Origin of the sequence: Lentilactobacillus senioris DSM 24302 = JCM 17472 (genome assembly GCF_001436555.1) — a bacterium.
GTDB classification, from domain to species: domain Bacteria; phylum Bacillota; class Bacilli; order Lactobacillales; family Lactobacillaceae; genus Lentilactobacillus; species Lentilactobacillus senioris.
In genome coordinates, this window is sequence record NZ_AYZR01000008.1 from 579,446 (window position 1) to 595,397 (window position 15,952).

A 15,952-nucleotide genomic window follows, 5' to 3' on the forward strand; every position below is an offset into this window, starting at 1 on the left:
GTGTCTAAACTTGTGTCCGATGAACTAAATCAATCGTTTTTTCGCTAGTATCTTCTGGGAAGTATACTTGGTACCACAAAATAAAGGTGTAGATAGTAAAGATCTTTTGCATATTAGACTTACCATTAGAATGTTCGTCAAGTAACCGATCCAATTCCGCAGTATTAAAGAATTTTTCAGCAGTATCAGAATGGAAAGTTTTCACGATTCGTTCATGATACTTAGGATCGTTAATCCAACTTGCAATTGGTGATGGGAAGCCCATTTTTTCCTTCAAAGCAGTTTTCTTAGGTAATTGCCGTTCAGCAGCAGTTCTCAAAGAAATCTTAGTTTCGTCAGGAGTAATTCGGGTGTTAACCGGCATTGTAGCAGCAAATGCAGCCACTTCTTTATCAACTAATGGAGTCCGAACTTCTAAAGAGTTAGCCATCGACATCCGGTCTGCCTTGTGCAAAATATCGAATGGTAGCCAAGTATTAATATCGAAATACTGCATTTGAGTCATTTCGTCCTTACCAGCCACATCATCAAAGATATGTTGAGTGTAAGCACCAGAATCACGATTTAAACTAGGATCTTTAAGGACTTTATTTCTATCGTCATAGTTAAAGACATAGTTAACCCGGTAATAACGTTCACTCAATGGTTGAGCACCACGAACTAAGAATCGTTTACCGTGGAAACGAGGCATTTTACCAGCAACAGCTCCCAAAACTTTTCTAATTGGCTTTGGCACCATTTTTTGGTAGCGTTCAAATGGAATGGCTTCCAAGTAAGTATTGTAACCACCAAAGAATTCATCGGCCCCTTCACCAGATAAGGCTACTTTAACGCTTTCAGAGGTCCGCTTAGTTAAGTAGTAAAGTTGAATAGCAGATGGATTAGAAAGTGGTTCATCCATGTAATACATCATGGTTGGTAAAATATCGAAGTAATCGTCACCATTCATGTAAATTTCAGTATTCTTTTGCCCAATTTCCTTAGCAAATTCAGTAGACCAGCTTAATTCACTGTACTTAGAATTCTTAAAACCAATAGAAAATGATTGGATTGGTTTTAGTTTTGATGCTTCATTTAAAACATAACTGGAGTCAATCCCACTAGATAAGAAACTACCAACTTCAACATCGGCAATCATGTGGGCTTTAACAGAGTTATCTACTAATTTTTCAATCTTATCAGCATCTTCTTCAACTGTTTGAGTTTCATCGATGTGATCGTAGTTAAACTTGTAGTAGTGGTGAGTTTCAGTCTTACCATCTTTGTGTAAGAAGTATTGACCAGGTAAAACCTTGAATACATTCTTAAACATCGTTTCACTAGATGGAATAAATTCAAAGCTTAAATGAATTGGTAACAAGCTAAGATTTAATTCCTTCTTAAAGTTAGGATGTTCCAAGAATGACTTGATTTCTGAACCCCACATAAAGGTATCACCATCATCATAGTAATATAATGGCTTGATTCCAAAGTGATCACGAGCCCCAAAGACTTCTTGAGTCTTGCTATCATAGATAACAAACGCAAACATTCCTCGTAATTTTTGGAGCAGATCAGCACCCCAAGCTTGGTAACCATGAATTAAAACTTCTGAATCTACATCAGTTCTAAAGTGGTAACCCATATCTTGTAGTTCTTTTCGGATTTCTTGATAGTTATAAATTTCACCGTTAAAAGTTAAAACCTTGGTTTCATCCTCGTTAAACATTGGTTGCTTACCGTGGGCAAGGTCAATAATTGATAACCGCCGAAATCCCATAGCTGCTTTGCCATCGGCGAAGTACGCTTCATCATCTGGTCCCCGGTGTTTAATCCGGTCCGCCATATGGTTAATCGTTTCCTCAGGCACATCTTCTTGATTTACATAGCCGACAAATCCGCACATATGCTGATCTCCTTTTAAATAGATAGATTGGTTTTTCGATCATTTGGTAACTGACCGCAAAATTTAAGTAGTCTTCATTTTAACAGATAATGGGCATTTAATACTAGTAGGATAACAATTTCTTAAAAAAAGAAGTTAATTTGCAGTTTACATTTTTGCTTTGGAAAATTATAGGTTATAATGGAAAAAAGACCGAGGGGTGAGTTAAATGAATGAAATCGTATTTTTCAATCCTGCAGACTCAATTGGCAATTTTCATGACTACAATGAAGCTATCAAGAGCGCACAAATCTACAAAGAAAAAAATAACAACGAAGCCAAATCGGTTTTAGTCGTTAAAGGGGTAAATAAACCCGAATTTGAAATTTTCTTAGCCGACGACGTTGTAAATGATACCAATACTACCAACGGTGAAGCTTACAAAATTAACGAACGATTTTAAGAAAGTCCCCTGTTTTGGGGATTTTCTATTGTTTAATATTTGGAGGAATTATTTTTATGAAAAAAAGAATCGCTACTCTAGCTGCTTTAGCAGCTATTCCCTTTTTCCTAGCTGCTTGTTCTTCAAGTAACAGCTCTAAGCAATCCAGTTCATCATCAGAATCAAGCACCTCTCAAACTGCCAAGAAGACTAGCAGTAGTAATAGTAGTTCCGATGCATCCATGGCTAACAGCACTAGCCATAAGATTAACTGGAAAGGTGGCGTTTATACCACCAAATATTCTTTAAAACAAATGCAACGAAAATTCAACGTTCACTACTATACTACTAAGGAATCCAACAAAATCACTTGGTATCACAATAAATACATGGGATTAACTCGAGGAGCTAATATTAAAAATCAAGCCAAGGGAGTTAAGTCTACTCAAGGTAAAATTACCGATCCCACTAGCTACTACGCAGCATTCTTTACCTATAATACTAAGCAACAATTTCAAAGCAAAAAATACGTTAATCTAGAAGACGGTAGTTTCTACGTTCAAAGATTTTAACTAAAATAAAAGGCCTGACTTTTTATAGTCAGGCCTTTTATTTTAGTTTAGTCATGTTCTTTACTCTTCTTTTTAGACTTATCGCTGTTCTTTTGTTGCCATTCTTCTCTAGTCAACATGTCTTTAACATCTAACTTAACTTCAGTTACTTGATAACCGGTCATCAATTTAACCGCACTAGTAACTTTATTGGTTAACCGATCTAAAATATCATCGGCTTTTTTACCATATTCTAAAATCACAGCCATTTCGATTATTACTTGTTTTTGCTCGGCATCCAAATCAATGGTTACCCCTTTTTCAGGATTGTCACTAGTAGTTAACCGACTGGAAAGATTTTCAAATACGTTACCTTGCAGTCCCAAAATACCATCAATTTCACTTGCTGTTTTTCCGGCAATTTTTTCTAAAACTTCATCGTCAAATACCACCACTTGTTTAGGTTCTAATTTATTTGTTGCTTCAGTAGCCATATGCGTTTCTCCTTTCAATTACTTAACTTTATTTTCTGTGTCAACAGTTGAATTAGGCTTACCAGATGCTTGCGCTTGCCATTCTTGTTTGCTCATCACGTCGTCAACTTGTACATTGATCTCGATTACTTCTAATCCGGTTAGTCGTTCTAAATCTTGTTGTACCCGTTGGCAAACTTGTTGAAAGACTTGACGCATATCTTTACCGTATTCGATTACAATATTGAGGCTAATTGCAACTTGTTGTTCTCCTACTTGTGCGTCCACACCCTGAGTAGGATCTGAATCGCTCCGAAATCTATTGCCTAAATTACTTAGCATCCCGCCCTCTAGTGACAGCACCCCATCAACATTGCGGGAAGCTAATCCGGCAATTTTTTTAATTACATTGTCATCGAAAGTTAGTTTAGTTTGAATTTTTGATTTGCTATTATCCATTTCAAAACGCCTCCTTAAGATTGCCTAGTTAAAAACTGTCCGATCTTTTGTCTTAAAGCACCCAGATCAATTTTGATAAACCGTCCAATTAACCACCCCGCTACTCCTAAAGCAGCGACTAAGACAGCTGACCAAAATCCCTGAAATACCCAGACAATTCCTAAAATAATTCCCAAGACGGCTCCGATTAATCCGTTACTCATATCAGCACCCCCCTTTAAATCACGTTAACTGGACGTGATCTATTTACCGGAGTAATTTGGGTAACTGGCTTAACAACCTTCAAATCTAATTGGGAACTTAAATAATCAATAACAAACTCATTAATTTGATTTGCTAATTGTTCCACGTTTTGATTTTTAGTTGCTTCGACTTTAATTTTGACTTTTGCTTTTTGATTACGCTGTAATTTAATACCCACTACCGGCGCAATTACATTGTATTTTTCAGCTAGTTTATACTTCAAATTTTTTTCTAAAACATGTTGAGGAACCTCTAATCTACCATTGGAGTCAGTCAATACTAGTTTAGGTCTGGTAATTGGTCTAAAAATGCCCAAGGCTACCAAGACTAATCCCACTAAACCAATTAGTATCATTGAAACAAACCCTAGATAGCGAAGCCATTCTTGATTGTTTTCCGTAGTTTCTCTAAGCCATAAAGAAACTTTTGGAATGTCAATCCAAAAACCAATAAAATAAATTGAAGTTACTAGCAGAACAATACCTACAATGATAAATATTATCTTGTTGTATGCTCGCATAAGAACACCGCCTTATTTACTACGCATCCCAAATAGTGCAGAAACAATTAATACTAAAATAATTGCTCCCAGAATTGAAGGGAATAATGCCATTCCGGCTAAGCTTGGACCCCAAGTTCCCAATAGGGTTTGACCCAACCACGAACCAATTAACCCGGCTAAAATATTAGCAATCCAACCCATGGAACTACCTCGATTGGTAACCGCTCCTGCAATTGCTCCGATGATTGCACCAACAATAATTGACCATAACCATCCAAACATATATATCTCTCCTTTCAATTAATTCATTATTAATGATTTATCGTTATTATAGATTAGGTAAAAATAAAAGTGCAAAAAGAACGCTTTCACTTACTAAAATATAGCTGTTTCAACAAGCGTCTAATTTGATTTTCCTTACCACGATTGAGACAATAAATATATAAATTATAAGGAGGTCACTGATATGGCATTAGACGATAGACTCGATAGTACTAAAGACAAGGTTTCAGGAAAAGTAAAAGAAACCGAAGGAAAACTCACTGACGATAAGACTAGAGAAGCCCAAGGAAAAGCCGAAGGACTTCTTGGAAAAGCTAAAGATAAGCTTACCGATGCAAAGGAAGCCGCATCTGACGCAATCGATGACGCAAAAGAAAAATTAGATAAGAAAAATAAAAAGTAGTTTACTTTCTTAACCGCCTAGAAATTAGGCGGTTTTTATTTTGGTCAATAATAATTAATGTTGTTATTGATCTCATTTAAATGGATAGTTATAATACTTTAAGTAAATTCATATTGTTAAGCTTAAATATTTATTATTCATCGGAGGATTATTTTGATACATAAACATACCAAGTCGCCTTTTGCATTAATATTGACAATGCTACTTTCCGTTGGCTTATTAACAGGGTGCAGTGAACCTAGTACCGAAACCGCAAGAAACAATTCATCGTCTAGCCCAGTTAAAATTAGTGATACTAACCACTCGAAAACCACGGTCAACCAACTCAGTAAATCTAAGTCAAAGCAGAACAACTATCATTCAATCTTAACCAAGTTAATAAGTTATACTGATCAAGAATCAGCTGGCCCTACCCAAAATTACTATTGGGTTAATGGCCAAGCTAAATTGACCGGCTTTAAACATTTAAAAGCTGGTGACTATCGCTTTGCAGCTGATAGTCACGGAAGAGCTACCACGGCTAGAGCTGTCCTCACATATAATGAATATCGTAACTCACAAGGTGGTCGCCAAGGCACTCCATTAGAGCCAGCTATGTGGCCTACCAATAAAATTGTGGCAATTTCGTATAGTCTAACCGGGCGTACTTATCATGGTTACCTCTATAATCGAAGTCATTCAATTGCTGATAGTTTATTAGGGGAAAAATCATACACTTCTGCAAATAACTTCACTACCGGAACTCGTCCTCAAAATGTGGGGGCTGATCAGAATGGTGGTATGCGCTATGCTGAAGAACTAGCCGAAAACTATTGGAAAGAACATCCTAATACCGATCAAACCATTAATTACGAAACTACTCCCCTTTACTACAACGACGAACCAATTCCACGAGGATCCGTGATAGAAATCAAATCTTCAGATAATGTTTTAAATTCTGAAGTGGTAGTTTTAAATTCGGTGGAAGGCATTAAGATCAACTATAACGATGGATCTGATAACGCTCCGATCTACCAAAAAAGTTCTAATGCGAATACCTCTAAAGAAGAAGAAACTACTAGTCGGACTGCCAGTTCTAACGACAATACCAACAATCAAGCTGCATCTGTCACTAATTCTACTCCCGCTCAAGATGAGGAATGGACAGTAGCAGAGGCCGGAAAAGTTTATGTTTCTGAAAGTAAGAAGTATTATTCTCGCGTTACTAATCCGCAAAATTATACTTACGAAACAGTGGCTGCAGCCCAAGCAACTGGTGCTACTAAAGCCAGCCGTGGTAACCAATACGCTAGACCATAAAAAAAGGAATCACGATATTTAATCGTGATTCCTTTTTTAAATAACTCTTCTTTTATCTTGTTCTGATCGCAACATTTGTTGATAGGCTAAAAATTCCTTTTTAGCCCAATCAGGAGCGTCTGCTTTAATAATTGTTTGTCCGTTGACGGTCACCCAATATTTAATTCCTTTAGGTTCCATTTAAGTCACCAGCTCTCTTTTATTTAAACGAATATTGTAGCACATTTTAATAAAAGGGATTGAAATAAAGCTTAGTACAAAAAATTGAGAGTAATGTTGTAGAGATTATTCACAGGTTCGACGCCTGCTCGGGGATTAAGATTGTAATAGTTAAAGTAATTATGTATGCTTAAATTAATAATTAAGATATTATACTATATTTATAGGAGATCTACTGTATGGAAGAAAAACATGGTAGGAATTCATTTTTTGACGGCGGGTTACTGCAATTAATTGGCTGGTCTATTTTAGGATTTATTATTACTACTGTCTCACTAGGAATTTTATATCCTTGGTCAGTAGTAATGTTATACGGTTGGAAGATCAATCATACCGTTATCGATGGCCATAGAATGAAATTTACCGGAAGTGCGATTGGTTTATTTGGTAATTGGATCAAGTGGCTAATACTTAGTATTATTACACTGGGAATTTATCTTTTTTGGGTCAATATCAAACTAACGGATTGGAAAGCCAAGAACACCACATTTATAAATTAGATGAAAATAAGGGAACCCTATCAAACACTGACCTGATAGAGTTCCTTTTTTATAATATTCTAACTGAGCAGGATTCGAACATTGTTGTCATACGGATTTGGTACACTGCTGTAGCCATCTCATATAACTTTATTAAACAGACTGAACAAGTCATGGTTCATTCCCCTTGTTCAAATATGTATTCCTAAAGTTTCACCTTTTATGTTATCCATTTTTTCGTCACACGTATGCAAGTATATTATTAGCGCAAGGTATTGATCCCGTAAACATTGCCAAAAGACTTGGCCACAAAAATACGATAGTTACTCATCGAACCTATGAGCATATGTTTGAAGAAATTGAAGCACGAGAAGCCGATAAACACGTAGAAATTATCAATGCTATTGAGCATATTTAGTACTCGTAGCCAATTTGTAGCCATCAAATTCATTTTAATTCATAAAAGACTAAAACAAAAAATCACCGTAAGTCCCTTATTTTCAAGGAATTACGGTGATTTTTAATGATTTAAAGTGAATTAATTTATTCTACTGAATGCCCCGAGCAGGATTCGAACCTGTACTCGATTACTCAAACAGCGACCTGAACGCTGCGCGTCTGCCAATTCCGCCATCGGGGCAACAATAGAATAATTATACCCCAATTTTAAAGATTTGAAAAGATACTTATCTTTTTAGACTTAAAGACCAACGCACTAATTTTACTTGGATCAATTTTCATAATGATATACCCAATTAACGCCATCAATAAAGATCCGCTTACGTCGGCAATTAAGTCACCCATGGTATCCATCAGTGCCGCTCTTCCCACTAACATGTGTCCTGCTTCCATGTAACGCTGTAGGTTTAAGTTAGCTAAACCATCCATTGTGAATTCATAAAATTCCCAAAAGACTCCCAGTGTAGTGCCGAAAGTAAAGGCAAAAAAGCTCATCAATAGTGGTTCAGTTCGAGCTTTTTGGCGTCCAGCTCCTAAAACATTAAAAATTCCAAACCCTAGCCCAGCAAGCATCACTGCTGAGAATAGATGTTCATACTTGTCCCAGTAGGGCACACTGTAGAACTGCATTCCTGACCCTAATAAAATGGATAAGTACAGGAAAATATAGAAAAAGACTAACTCGACTTCAGGAAAATAAAATCCGCCCAATTTTTCCATTACAAACGGTAAGGTGGCAATTAAAATACCAGCCCCTACCTCCATTAACAACAACTTTTGATCATGGAACTTCGGCTTTCCTTGACTATAAAACCAACCATAATAGCCAACATACCAGGCCATGGATAAAACCGTAACAATGTAAAACCAAATGCTTACTTTGTGTTCAATTTTTCTCATTCTAAGCTCCCCTTTGGAAGTAAATAATTATCTTATAATTAGTATACAACACTTGGTACTTAGAGAAACGAACGACGCCTTTAGTTAAACAGATTTTGGAAGAAGGAAACGATACTATTCCAAATGTTAGCTAAGAACCCTTCTGCTTTTTTTGCGTCTTCACTGTTGGCGAAATCACTTAAATCCGCCATCTTATCACCAACCGAGTTAGAGATTTCATCGGCCACTTTAGAAGCATTTTTAACGTAGGACTTAGTGTTAGATACTGGTGCTTTTTGTACGTTAGCTAACGCTACCACAATATTATTAATTACAGTTACAGAAGTATCGCTCTTAATGCCCTGCTTATCTAATTCGTCTTCTAACATTTGCTTAATTTCTTCATTAGTTGCATAGTCACCATTTTTTTGGTGGTCTTCAGCTAATTCAGAAGAAACGTTTCCGACAGCTCCCATCAATTTACCGGGATACTTGTCATCACTACTATTTTGATCGATTGCTGATTGGGTAGCATCTAAAACCCCGTTGGCAGCTTGAGTATTTTGATTATCTAACGAAATGCCATCGGCAGCCAATGCCTCATAAACCCCGGTTAAGGCTGATTCACCAGAAACCGATTTGTTAGCGGTAACGGTAATAATAACATCGTTAACTCCTGCCATTGTTGCTACCATAGCATACTGCTGAGAAGTTACTTCCGTAATATTATCTTGGCCGTTAAATTTTTCAATATTAACCTTAACTCCCGTACCAGGATCAGCTGGTGCCAATGCTACTGAACTGATCATGCTAGCATCGGTAGTTCCAGCGCTGTTAATATACTTAGCATAATCAGAACCAGTCGCAGTTAAAGATTTATAGTTAGAACTTACTCCTAGTGTTTCTTTGATTTGGTCTTTGTCTTCTGATGCTAATCCTGCACCGTAAACTACGTATGGACTGGTCAGTGCTTTGGTTTGAACAGCTTCTGTACTATCCGAACTACTAGAATCAGAAGTGGCAGTAGTACTTTCAGAACTATTAGTGGTCAAAGCCGCATGAACTGGTTTAGCTACTGCAGTACCAATTCCTAGCACTGCCACCATAATTAAAAGTGCATTTATTTTTTTCATAATTAACCCTCGCTATTACTGAAATTTGTCCTTAAGTTTAGCATTCTAATATAAATTTGTGCTATTCCTTAACGATTCTTAATCCCCGTTAAGAAAAAATGATGAATCTAATGCACGGTTAAAATCATGATTCCCATTGCAAATAAATTATTGAGAGCGTGCACTCCAATAGAAACTTGAATTTTCTGCGTTTTTACATAAGTATAGGATAATAACCACCCTAACGAAGCGTAGATTAAAAAGCTAATTACGTTAAATCCCTGTTGATGACCTAAAGAAAATAGTACCCCACTAGTAAAAATTCCCCACCATTTTGTTTTTTCACTGAAAAAAGCATTAATTAAATATCCTCTAAAAATTAGTTCCTCTAAAATCGGTGACATAAATATGGCTGTAAAAGACATTAACCATAACGCCCAAGGATTACTTCGTAAAATTGTAATGATTGCTTGATTATTACTAGTTTGGGTTTGTTGATAGAGTAGCTGATTAACCATTCCTAAGCCAATTTGAACTACCATAAATAGCAGCCAAGTTACCACAATCGTTTGAAAATCCTTAACGGATAATCTATTTTTGAGTATTTGACGAACATGGCTAAATGCCCAATAAGCAAACCAAATAGCCAAACTAAAGCCCGCAAGATAACCAATGCCTAACGCCAAATTAGCCCAGTTGGTTAACGATTTTACAGCAATGATCTGAATTGGTAATTGGACTACCGCCACCACAATTAATAAACCAATTAAAGCAATGATTTTCTCACTAAAGTTCCAAGATTTAGTTTTCATAATTCTCCTTAAATAAAAAAGAGCTTGCGCTCTTATTTTTGTGATTTAAATTTAGCTAACAACTTAGTAAAATCAACGGTTCCTAAACCAGTTGCTTGATTATATTTTTTGCCAGGCTGACCAGTGTAATACAAATTAGAATTATTAGTACGACTGTCTAATACAGTAAACGGTGAACTACTAGTCTTGGCAAATCGATAAATTTGTGGATTCCAAAATCCTAATCGAGATTTAGTATTACTACTCATTACAGCACTAGCCGCCGCTACTTGAGGAGCAGCAATGCTAGTTCCTCCGGCAATATACCACTGGCCGTTTTTACCGGCGCGAGAAGCCGAACTGATATAAGTACTATACCCAGTATTAGGATCGGCATTAACACTTAGGTCAGGGACGTTACGCCCGGTTTTGTTACCACTAACTTTTTTAGCCTTCTTCAGCAAATTAATGCTACCAGACTTAATCTGCCAAAGTTGGGTGGCATCATAAGTACCAACTCCGCTAAATCCTCGTTGATACTTTGGTGTTTTATTGTAACGACTAAAGCCACCACCCGTTCCGGTAAAGTAGCTAGCTAACTTAGCTGATTTCGAGAAGAATTCCTGTTTCTTATAGTTAGGGTACAAAAAGTCAGAAGACCAAGCTCGTTCCTTAGTAATTTTAACCGTTTTACCATCTACCTGATATGATTTAGGTAACGTGGTTCCACCTACCGCTGTTACAAATGGAGAGCTAGCAGGCATATCTACATTCAATGCTGGTGATTGTCCTTCTTGAATCCCATCATATGCCCCACTATCTCCGCTAGCAGTAAAGACACTAATTCCTTGGACTGCAGCTTGTGCATATAATAAATTCATAATCTGGTTGTACTGTTTAGGAGTAGTGCCTAATTTAATTTCAGCAGCTACCTGTTGCTCGCTTTGTCCCCAGCTAATTGAAAGTGTATCTACTTTATTTTCACCAACGGCTGCAGCAACAGAATTCACCATTCCAGTAACGTCTGAACGTCCAACATATGCTCTAATGTTAGCCTTAGGGGCAATAGCACCAGCTTGTTCTACATCCATTGTAGATTCATCATAACCATACCAGCTTCCCTTATACCCATTAGTCCGGTAAACACTAATTCGGTTTTTCTTAGCCGAGATATTTTCACTACGCCAATACTTAGTAGCATCACTAGGATGGAAGTTAGCAAAGGTAATGATTCCCATAGTTCGATTATTACCCTCGTTTCCGTTGCTGTACAAACTACCTAGATTATATTTTGCAATAAATTTTTGGGGTGAATCAGAGTTAGTAATAATAGAGGCCCGTTTATGGATCACCTGTGGTTGATACTGTCCCTTAGTTTGGATCTTACCGTTTTCAGACATAGAATTGTAATTGGAGAGGCCAAAAATAGCCATTGTACTTTTTTGAAGACTAGTAGGTAGTTTTGGAGTCCCTTTAGCTTTTTGATATGAATTACCGTTTGACTTTACGTTATACAGTTTAACTTTAAACGCTTTTTCTACATTTTTAGTAGAACCCTTCACTACCATCACCATGTTGCCACTGTAAACTCCAGCTTTTAAGTGATACTTCTTAAGGTATTTTTTCAAGGCATTCACTTTAGCGGTGGTTTGCCCATATTTACTACTTACTTGTTTAGAAGTTAAATATTTATGGTAATTTTTGCTGCTAGGGGTTACTACTTGGTAAGCATAACTCCCCATTGCGGACTGGCTTCTCGGTTTTAACACAATATCAACTAATTGATTTTTAGAAGCACTTACCGCCTTATAAGTGGTTTTAGCGCTGGCAGTGCCACTACCAGTTAGGGCAATTAACGTTAAAAATGCCGCAGTTGCCACTTTAACTCCTGTCCGTTTTTTCATCCCCATCATCTCCCTGTTTTTGCTTAGCAAGCAACTCTTTTTTTCTATCGATATTCATAAATACTCGAATTAAAATTGGGGTAAAAATTACCCGAATAACGGCTATTATTAATAACCACAGTAAAACAAACATCCACATACCAATATCAAAATTGATAGTTATGTAGATCATTATTAAAACTATAAGCAACGTAATCGTCACTGCTAAAGGCAAACTCCATTTTTTCATCTTGTCACTCTCACACATGTTATTCATATGTATCTTACCACAGCTATCTTGAAAATGACTGTTGTTATAGAGTTATTTTCAGTGTTTAATATAGATAACATTAAAAAAATATTTTGTAACATTGGAGGATTTATTGTGTTAAAAGAGTTTAAGGAATTCATTGCTCGTGGAAACGTCATTGATCTAGCAGTCGGGGTTATTATTGGGAGTGCTTTTACGGCCATCGTTACCTCCCTTACCAACAACTTAATTAATCCATTAATTGGTTTATTTTTAGGAAAAATTGACCTGTCTAACTTAGTTTTTAAGGTGGGTGATGCAACATTTAAATATGGATCATTTATTAATGCTATTATTAATTTCTTGATTATTGCATTCGTTGTCTTTATCTTAGTTAAAGCCATTAATTCATTATTGCCTAAAAAAGAAGAAGCTGATTCTCCAGAAACTACCGAAAGCATTCTTGCTGATATTAGAGCGTTGTTAAAGGACCAAGATCAATCTAATAAATAATTTTAAACCGCCCGTTTGGAGGCGGTTTTTTTATTTGAAATACTAATTAATTGCGCTTATTTTCACATTGATTTAAGATTGTGACAGAGGGCTTGACTTCTTAAATAACGAGGGGGTTAATTGTATGAAAACATTTTCAATCAAAGCACGAGATGGAATCTTGGAATTGAATTATTCAGAAAAAGATAACCAAGCTCCATATCGTAAATTTATCATCGCCTATAATAATCAGCTTTCAATTGGTGATAATCTAGAAAACATTAAATCGGTTTTAACTGGTTTACCAATTGACGCCGCAATTATCGAAAATTCACTGAACTACTCTTTTTCCGATACGATTATTGGAATTAACCATCAACGAATCGATATTGGCTTAGCACTTGCCAACATGCTGAACGTCCCCACTGTCAGTCTAACTGCTATTGATAAGCTAGGGTTAGCTAAAGCCGTCCAGCAAAAAGCGGAATATCTTAAGTGGCATTTAGATTACTACGGTGAATATTCTGGCAAACGAAACTACGGACAAGAGGCTATGCTAACAATTGGTAACGGCTTTTTTGGACTTCGTGGTGCTTATGTTGAAGCCAACGCCGATACGGACAACTATCCTGGAATGTACATAGCTGGTATGTTTAATCAATTAACTACCAAAATTAATGACCGAGATGTTGTCAACGAGGATCTAGTTAATCTGCCTAATAGTCAATTTATTAGCTTTGGCGTAGATCACCAAAAACCATTTACGATCACCCCAGCAGATATTTCTGATATTTATCGAAGCCTAGACTTAAAGACTGGAACCCTGACCACTACAATGAATCTTCAATTGAGTACAGGACAGCTATTAGAAATCAGAGCTACAAAAGCTGCTAATATGACCAACTGGCATCGCTTTGCTATTAAATATGAAGTTAAGCCCATTAATTTTGCTGGAAGTCTTCAAATTTATTCAGCGATTGACGGACAAGTAATTAATGGCAACGTTGAACGGTATCAAGATTTTGATCAACATCACTTAAATATTACCGGAATGGCTGCCCATGAAAATGCAATTTCATTAAGTGGGCAAACTAAGACATCTAAAGTTAAGTTTGTCATCAATTCCAAGGTCAATGGCGCAGATGACGCTACCCCTGATTCTATTACCGCCACTACTACCGATCAAAAAATTACTCAAACTATTGATTTAGATGTTCAACCTGGGCAAACATACACCGTCACAAAAGACGTTAGTATTTTTACTAGCTTAGAGTCTAGTGGTAATTTAGAACAACTTGCTACTGATGATCTACGCCAGGCTTCATTTGAAGATACATTAGCTGATAGCACTAAATATTGGAAAAATTTGTGGAACACTTCAGATATTCAAATTGGAAATGATATTACTAGTCAAAAATTAACCCGAGTTAATATTTACCATCTATTTGTAACAGCATCTGCCTTACAATCAGGTCAATTGGATGCTTCTGTAGGGGCTCGTGGATTGCACGGAGAAGCATATAGAGGACATATTTTCTGGGACGAAATGTTTGTCCTGCCATATTATGATTTGCACTACCCTGAGATTACTAGACAAGCCCTGCTTTATCGTTACCGACGTCTGGCAGAGGCCAGAAAATATGCGCAGTCGGAAAATAAACAAGGTTCAATGTATCCTTGGCAGTCTGGTATGTACGGTGACGAACAATCTCAATTTGTCCATTTAAATCCGGTAAATAACCAATGGGATCCTGATAATAGTAGACTACAAAGACATGTATCCATATCAGTTGCTTATGACGTTTTGACTTATTGCAATATTACTGGTGACAAGCAATTTATGAAAGATTACGGGCTAGAAATGTTACTTTCTATCTGTCAATTCTGGGTTAGCATGACCAGCTACGATAAGCAAGCCGATCGATATGATATTAAAGAAGTAATGGGACCAGATGAATTCCATGAAGAATATCCTAATAGTAATGAACGTGGCTTAACCAATAACGCCTACACCAACATTATGGTTTCCTGGTTATTTACCAAAGTAGCCCAATTACTACAACAAATTAATCCTGATGTTATTCAAACCGCCGCTTCCAAAGCAGAAATTAGTCCGGAATTAAAAGACCAAATGAAACAAATCAGCCACAAGTTACGGTTAGACATAAATGAAGACGGCATTATTGGACAATTCCAAGGCTACTTCAAACTATCCAGATTAAACTTTGAAGCCTATCGACAAAAATACGGAGATATTTCTAGAATTGACCGCCTTCTCAAAGGTGAAGGTAAGACTCCAGACGCCTATCAGGTTGCTAAGCAAGCCGATACCTTAATGGCCTACTACGAAATTCCTAAGAATGATGTCGAAGCTATTATCAAAGAACTAGGATATAACTTACCTGCTGATTACTATTCCAGAAATCTCCGCTTCTATCTTGATCGAACCACTCACGGTTCCACATTATCTCGAATCGTTTATTCGGTCTTAGATGAAATTGATAATAATATGGATCAGTCTTGGCAACTGTTCTCTACCGCCCTTTTCTCTGACTACTATGATATTCAAGGTGGAACTACTGCAGAAGGAATTCATTTGGGAGTAATGGGAGCTACATTGCAAATCGAAACTAGAAATTACGGTGGAGTAAATGTTACCGGCAAAACAATCCAGATTGCCCCTCATCTTCCTCGAAATTGGACGGACCTTAGTTTTAAGGAACAAGTAAGGGGAATTTGGTATCAATATCATATTGATCATCACAATATAACTGTCACGGCTAGTCAAAATAGTCAAGTAATCGTAGGTGATACCAACTACAATTTGACTAAAAATAAGCCCACTACGATTAAATACAAATAATATTGGA

At 36.8% G+C, this 15,952-nt stretch carries 19 protein-coding genes and 1 tRNA gene; 7 read left to right on the plus strand and 13 right to left on the minus strand.

From position 1 onward, the window contains the following. Positions 1-4 precede the first annotated feature (4 nt). Complete coding sequence (gene asnB, locus FC56_RS06230; RefSeq protein WP_056978429.1) at positions 5-1,885, minus strand: asparagine synthase (glutamine-hydrolyzing); 1,881 nt, start codon at positions 1,883-1,885, stop codon at positions 5-7. Positions 1,886-2,093: 208 nt separating this feature from the next. Between asnB and FC56_RS06235 the strand changes: the two genes are divergently transcribed. Together FC56_RS06235 and FC56_RS06240 are read left to right on the plus strand one after the other, a co-directional pair. Further along, positions 2,094-2,327: a hypothetical protein gene (locus FC56_RS06235; RefSeq protein ID WP_056978430.1), complete on the plus strand. Its 234-nt coding sequence runs from the start codon at positions 2,094-2,096 to the stop codon at positions 2,325-2,327. A 56-nt stretch (positions 2,328-2,383) separates the two neighbouring features. Then, positions 2,384-2,878, plus strand: a complete 495-nt coding sequence (locus FC56_RS06240; RefSeq protein WP_054671900.1) for a hypothetical protein — start codon at positions 2,384-2,386, stop codon at positions 2,876-2,878. Between the two features lie 47 nt (positions 2,879-2,925). On the opposite strand, the gene FC56_RS06245 is transcribed toward FC56_RS06240, so the two are convergent. Genes FC56_RS06245 through FC56_RS06265 form a run of 5 tightly spaced genes read right to left on the minus strand, consistent with a single transcriptional unit; the run spans position 2,926 to position 4,816 of the window. Beyond that, on the minus strand, positions 2,926-3,351 hold the full coding sequence (locus FC56_RS06245) for an Asp23/Gls24 family envelope stress response protein (protein WP_054671897.1): 426 nt from the start codon (positions 3,349-3,351) through the stop codon (positions 2,926-2,928). Between the two features lie 18 nt (positions 3,352-3,369). Further along, positions 3,370-3,789, minus strand: coding sequence for an Asp23/Gls24 family envelope stress response protein (locus FC56_RS06250; protein WP_056978431.1), 420 nt, complete (start codon positions 3,787-3,789; stop codon positions 3,370-3,372). A gap of 14 nt (positions 3,790-3,803) precedes the next feature. Next, positions 3,804-3,992, minus strand: coding sequence for a DUF2273 domain-containing protein (locus tag FC56_RS06255; protein ID WP_054671891.1), 189 nt, complete (start codon positions 3,990-3,992; stop codon positions 3,804-3,806). A 14-nt stretch (positions 3,993-4,006) separates the two neighbouring features. Then, positions 4,007-4,552: an alkaline shock response membrane anchor protein AmaP gene (gene amaP / locus FC56_RS06260; RefSeq protein WP_056978432.1), complete on the minus strand. Its 546-nt coding sequence runs from the start codon at positions 4,550-4,552 to the stop codon at positions 4,007-4,009. A 12-nt stretch (positions 4,553-4,564) separates the two neighbouring features. Next, positions 4,565-4,816 carry a GlsB/YeaQ/YmgE family stress response membrane protein gene (locus FC56_RS06265; RefSeq protein ID WP_056978433.1) on the minus strand — a complete coding sequence of 84 codons (252 nt, stop codon included), beginning with the start codon at positions 4,814-4,816 and terminating at the stop codon, positions 4,565-4,567. 184 nt (positions 4,817-5,000) lie between these two features. On the opposite strand from FC56_RS06265, the gene FC56_RS06270 reads away from it, so the two are divergent. Both FC56_RS06270 and FC56_RS06275 read left to right on the plus strand, forming a co-directional pair. Beyond that, positions 5,001-5,219 (plus strand): CsbD family protein, encoded by a 219-nt coding sequence (locus FC56_RS06270; protein WP_054671876.1) that lies wholly within the window; start codon positions 5,001-5,003, stop codon positions 5,217-5,219. A gap of 198 nt (positions 5,220-5,417) precedes the next feature. After that, a complete protein-coding gene (locus tag FC56_RS06275; protein WP_056978460.1) occupies positions 5,418-6,518 on the plus strand; it encodes a DNA/RNA non-specific endonuclease in 1,101 nt (366 codons plus the stop codon). 36 nt (positions 6,519-6,554) lie between these two features. Here the strand turns inward: FC56_RS06275 and FC56_RS08160 are convergent, their stop codons facing one another. Further along, on the minus strand, positions 6,555-6,698 hold the full coding sequence (locus tag FC56_RS08160) for a hypothetical protein (RefSeq protein WP_156410666.1): 144 nt from the start codon (positions 6,696-6,698) through the stop codon (positions 6,555-6,557). A 218-nt stretch (positions 6,699-6,916) separates the two neighbouring features. Between FC56_RS08160 and FC56_RS06280 the strand changes: the two genes are divergently transcribed. Beyond that, complete coding sequence (locus tag FC56_RS06280) at positions 6,917-7,237, plus strand: DUF898 family protein (protein ID WP_054671874.1); 321 nt, start codon at positions 6,917-6,919, stop codon at positions 7,235-7,237. Positions 7,238-7,772: 535 nt separating this feature from the next. On the opposite strand, the gene FC56_RS06285 is transcribed toward FC56_RS06280, so the two are convergent. The 6 genes from FC56_RS06285 to FC56_RS06310 all read right to left on the minus strand — a co-directional run bounded on the left by FC56_RS06285 (position 7,773) and on the right by FC56_RS06310 (position 12,590). Next, positions 7,773-7,856: transfer RNA gene (locus FC56_RS06285), tRNA-Leu, on the minus strand. 26 nt (positions 7,857-7,882) lie between these two features. Then, positions 7,883-8,575 (minus strand): DUF2238 domain-containing protein, encoded by a 693-nt coding sequence (locus FC56_RS06290; protein WP_056978434.1) that lies wholly within the window; start codon positions 8,573-8,575, stop codon positions 7,883-7,885. 80 nt (positions 8,576-8,655) lie between these two features. Further along, positions 8,656-9,687, minus strand: a complete 1,032-nt coding sequence (locus FC56_RS06295) for a DUF1002 domain-containing protein (protein WP_082620594.1) — start codon at positions 9,685-9,687, stop codon at positions 8,656-8,658. A gap of 107 nt (positions 9,688-9,794) precedes the next feature. Further along, positions 9,795-10,478 carry a CPBP family intramembrane glutamic endopeptidase gene (locus tag FC56_RS06300; protein ID WP_056978435.1) on the minus strand — a complete coding sequence of 228 codons (684 nt, stop codon included), beginning with the start codon at positions 10,476-10,478 and terminating at the stop codon, positions 9,795-9,797. 32 nt (positions 10,479-10,510) lie between these two features. Beyond that, positions 10,511-12,361 (minus strand): S53 family peptidase, encoded by a 1,851-nt coding sequence (locus FC56_RS06305; RefSeq protein WP_056978436.1) that lies wholly within the window; start codon positions 12,359-12,361, stop codon positions 10,511-10,513. Next, entirely contained in the window at positions 12,339-12,590 is a 252-nt protein-coding gene (locus FC56_RS06310) for a hypothetical protein (RefSeq protein WP_056978437.1), read from the minus strand. The genes FC56_RS06305 and FC56_RS06310 overlap by 23 nt, the downstream gene beginning before the upstream one ends. Positions 12,591-12,725: 135 nt before the next feature. On the opposite strand from FC56_RS06310, the gene mscL reads away from it, so the two are divergent. After that, positions 12,726-13,103 (plus strand): large-conductance mechanosensitive channel protein MscL, encoded by a 378-nt coding sequence (mscL, locus tag FC56_RS06315; RefSeq protein ID WP_056978438.1) that lies wholly within the window; start codon positions 12,726-12,728, stop codon positions 13,101-13,103. 124 nt (positions 13,104-13,227) lie between these two features. Next, complete coding sequence (locus FC56_RS06320) at positions 13,228-15,945, plus strand: glycoside hydrolase family 65 protein (protein ID WP_056978439.1); 2,718 nt, start codon at positions 13,228-13,230, stop codon at positions 15,943-15,945. Positions 15,946-15,952: the final 7 nt, after the last annotated feature.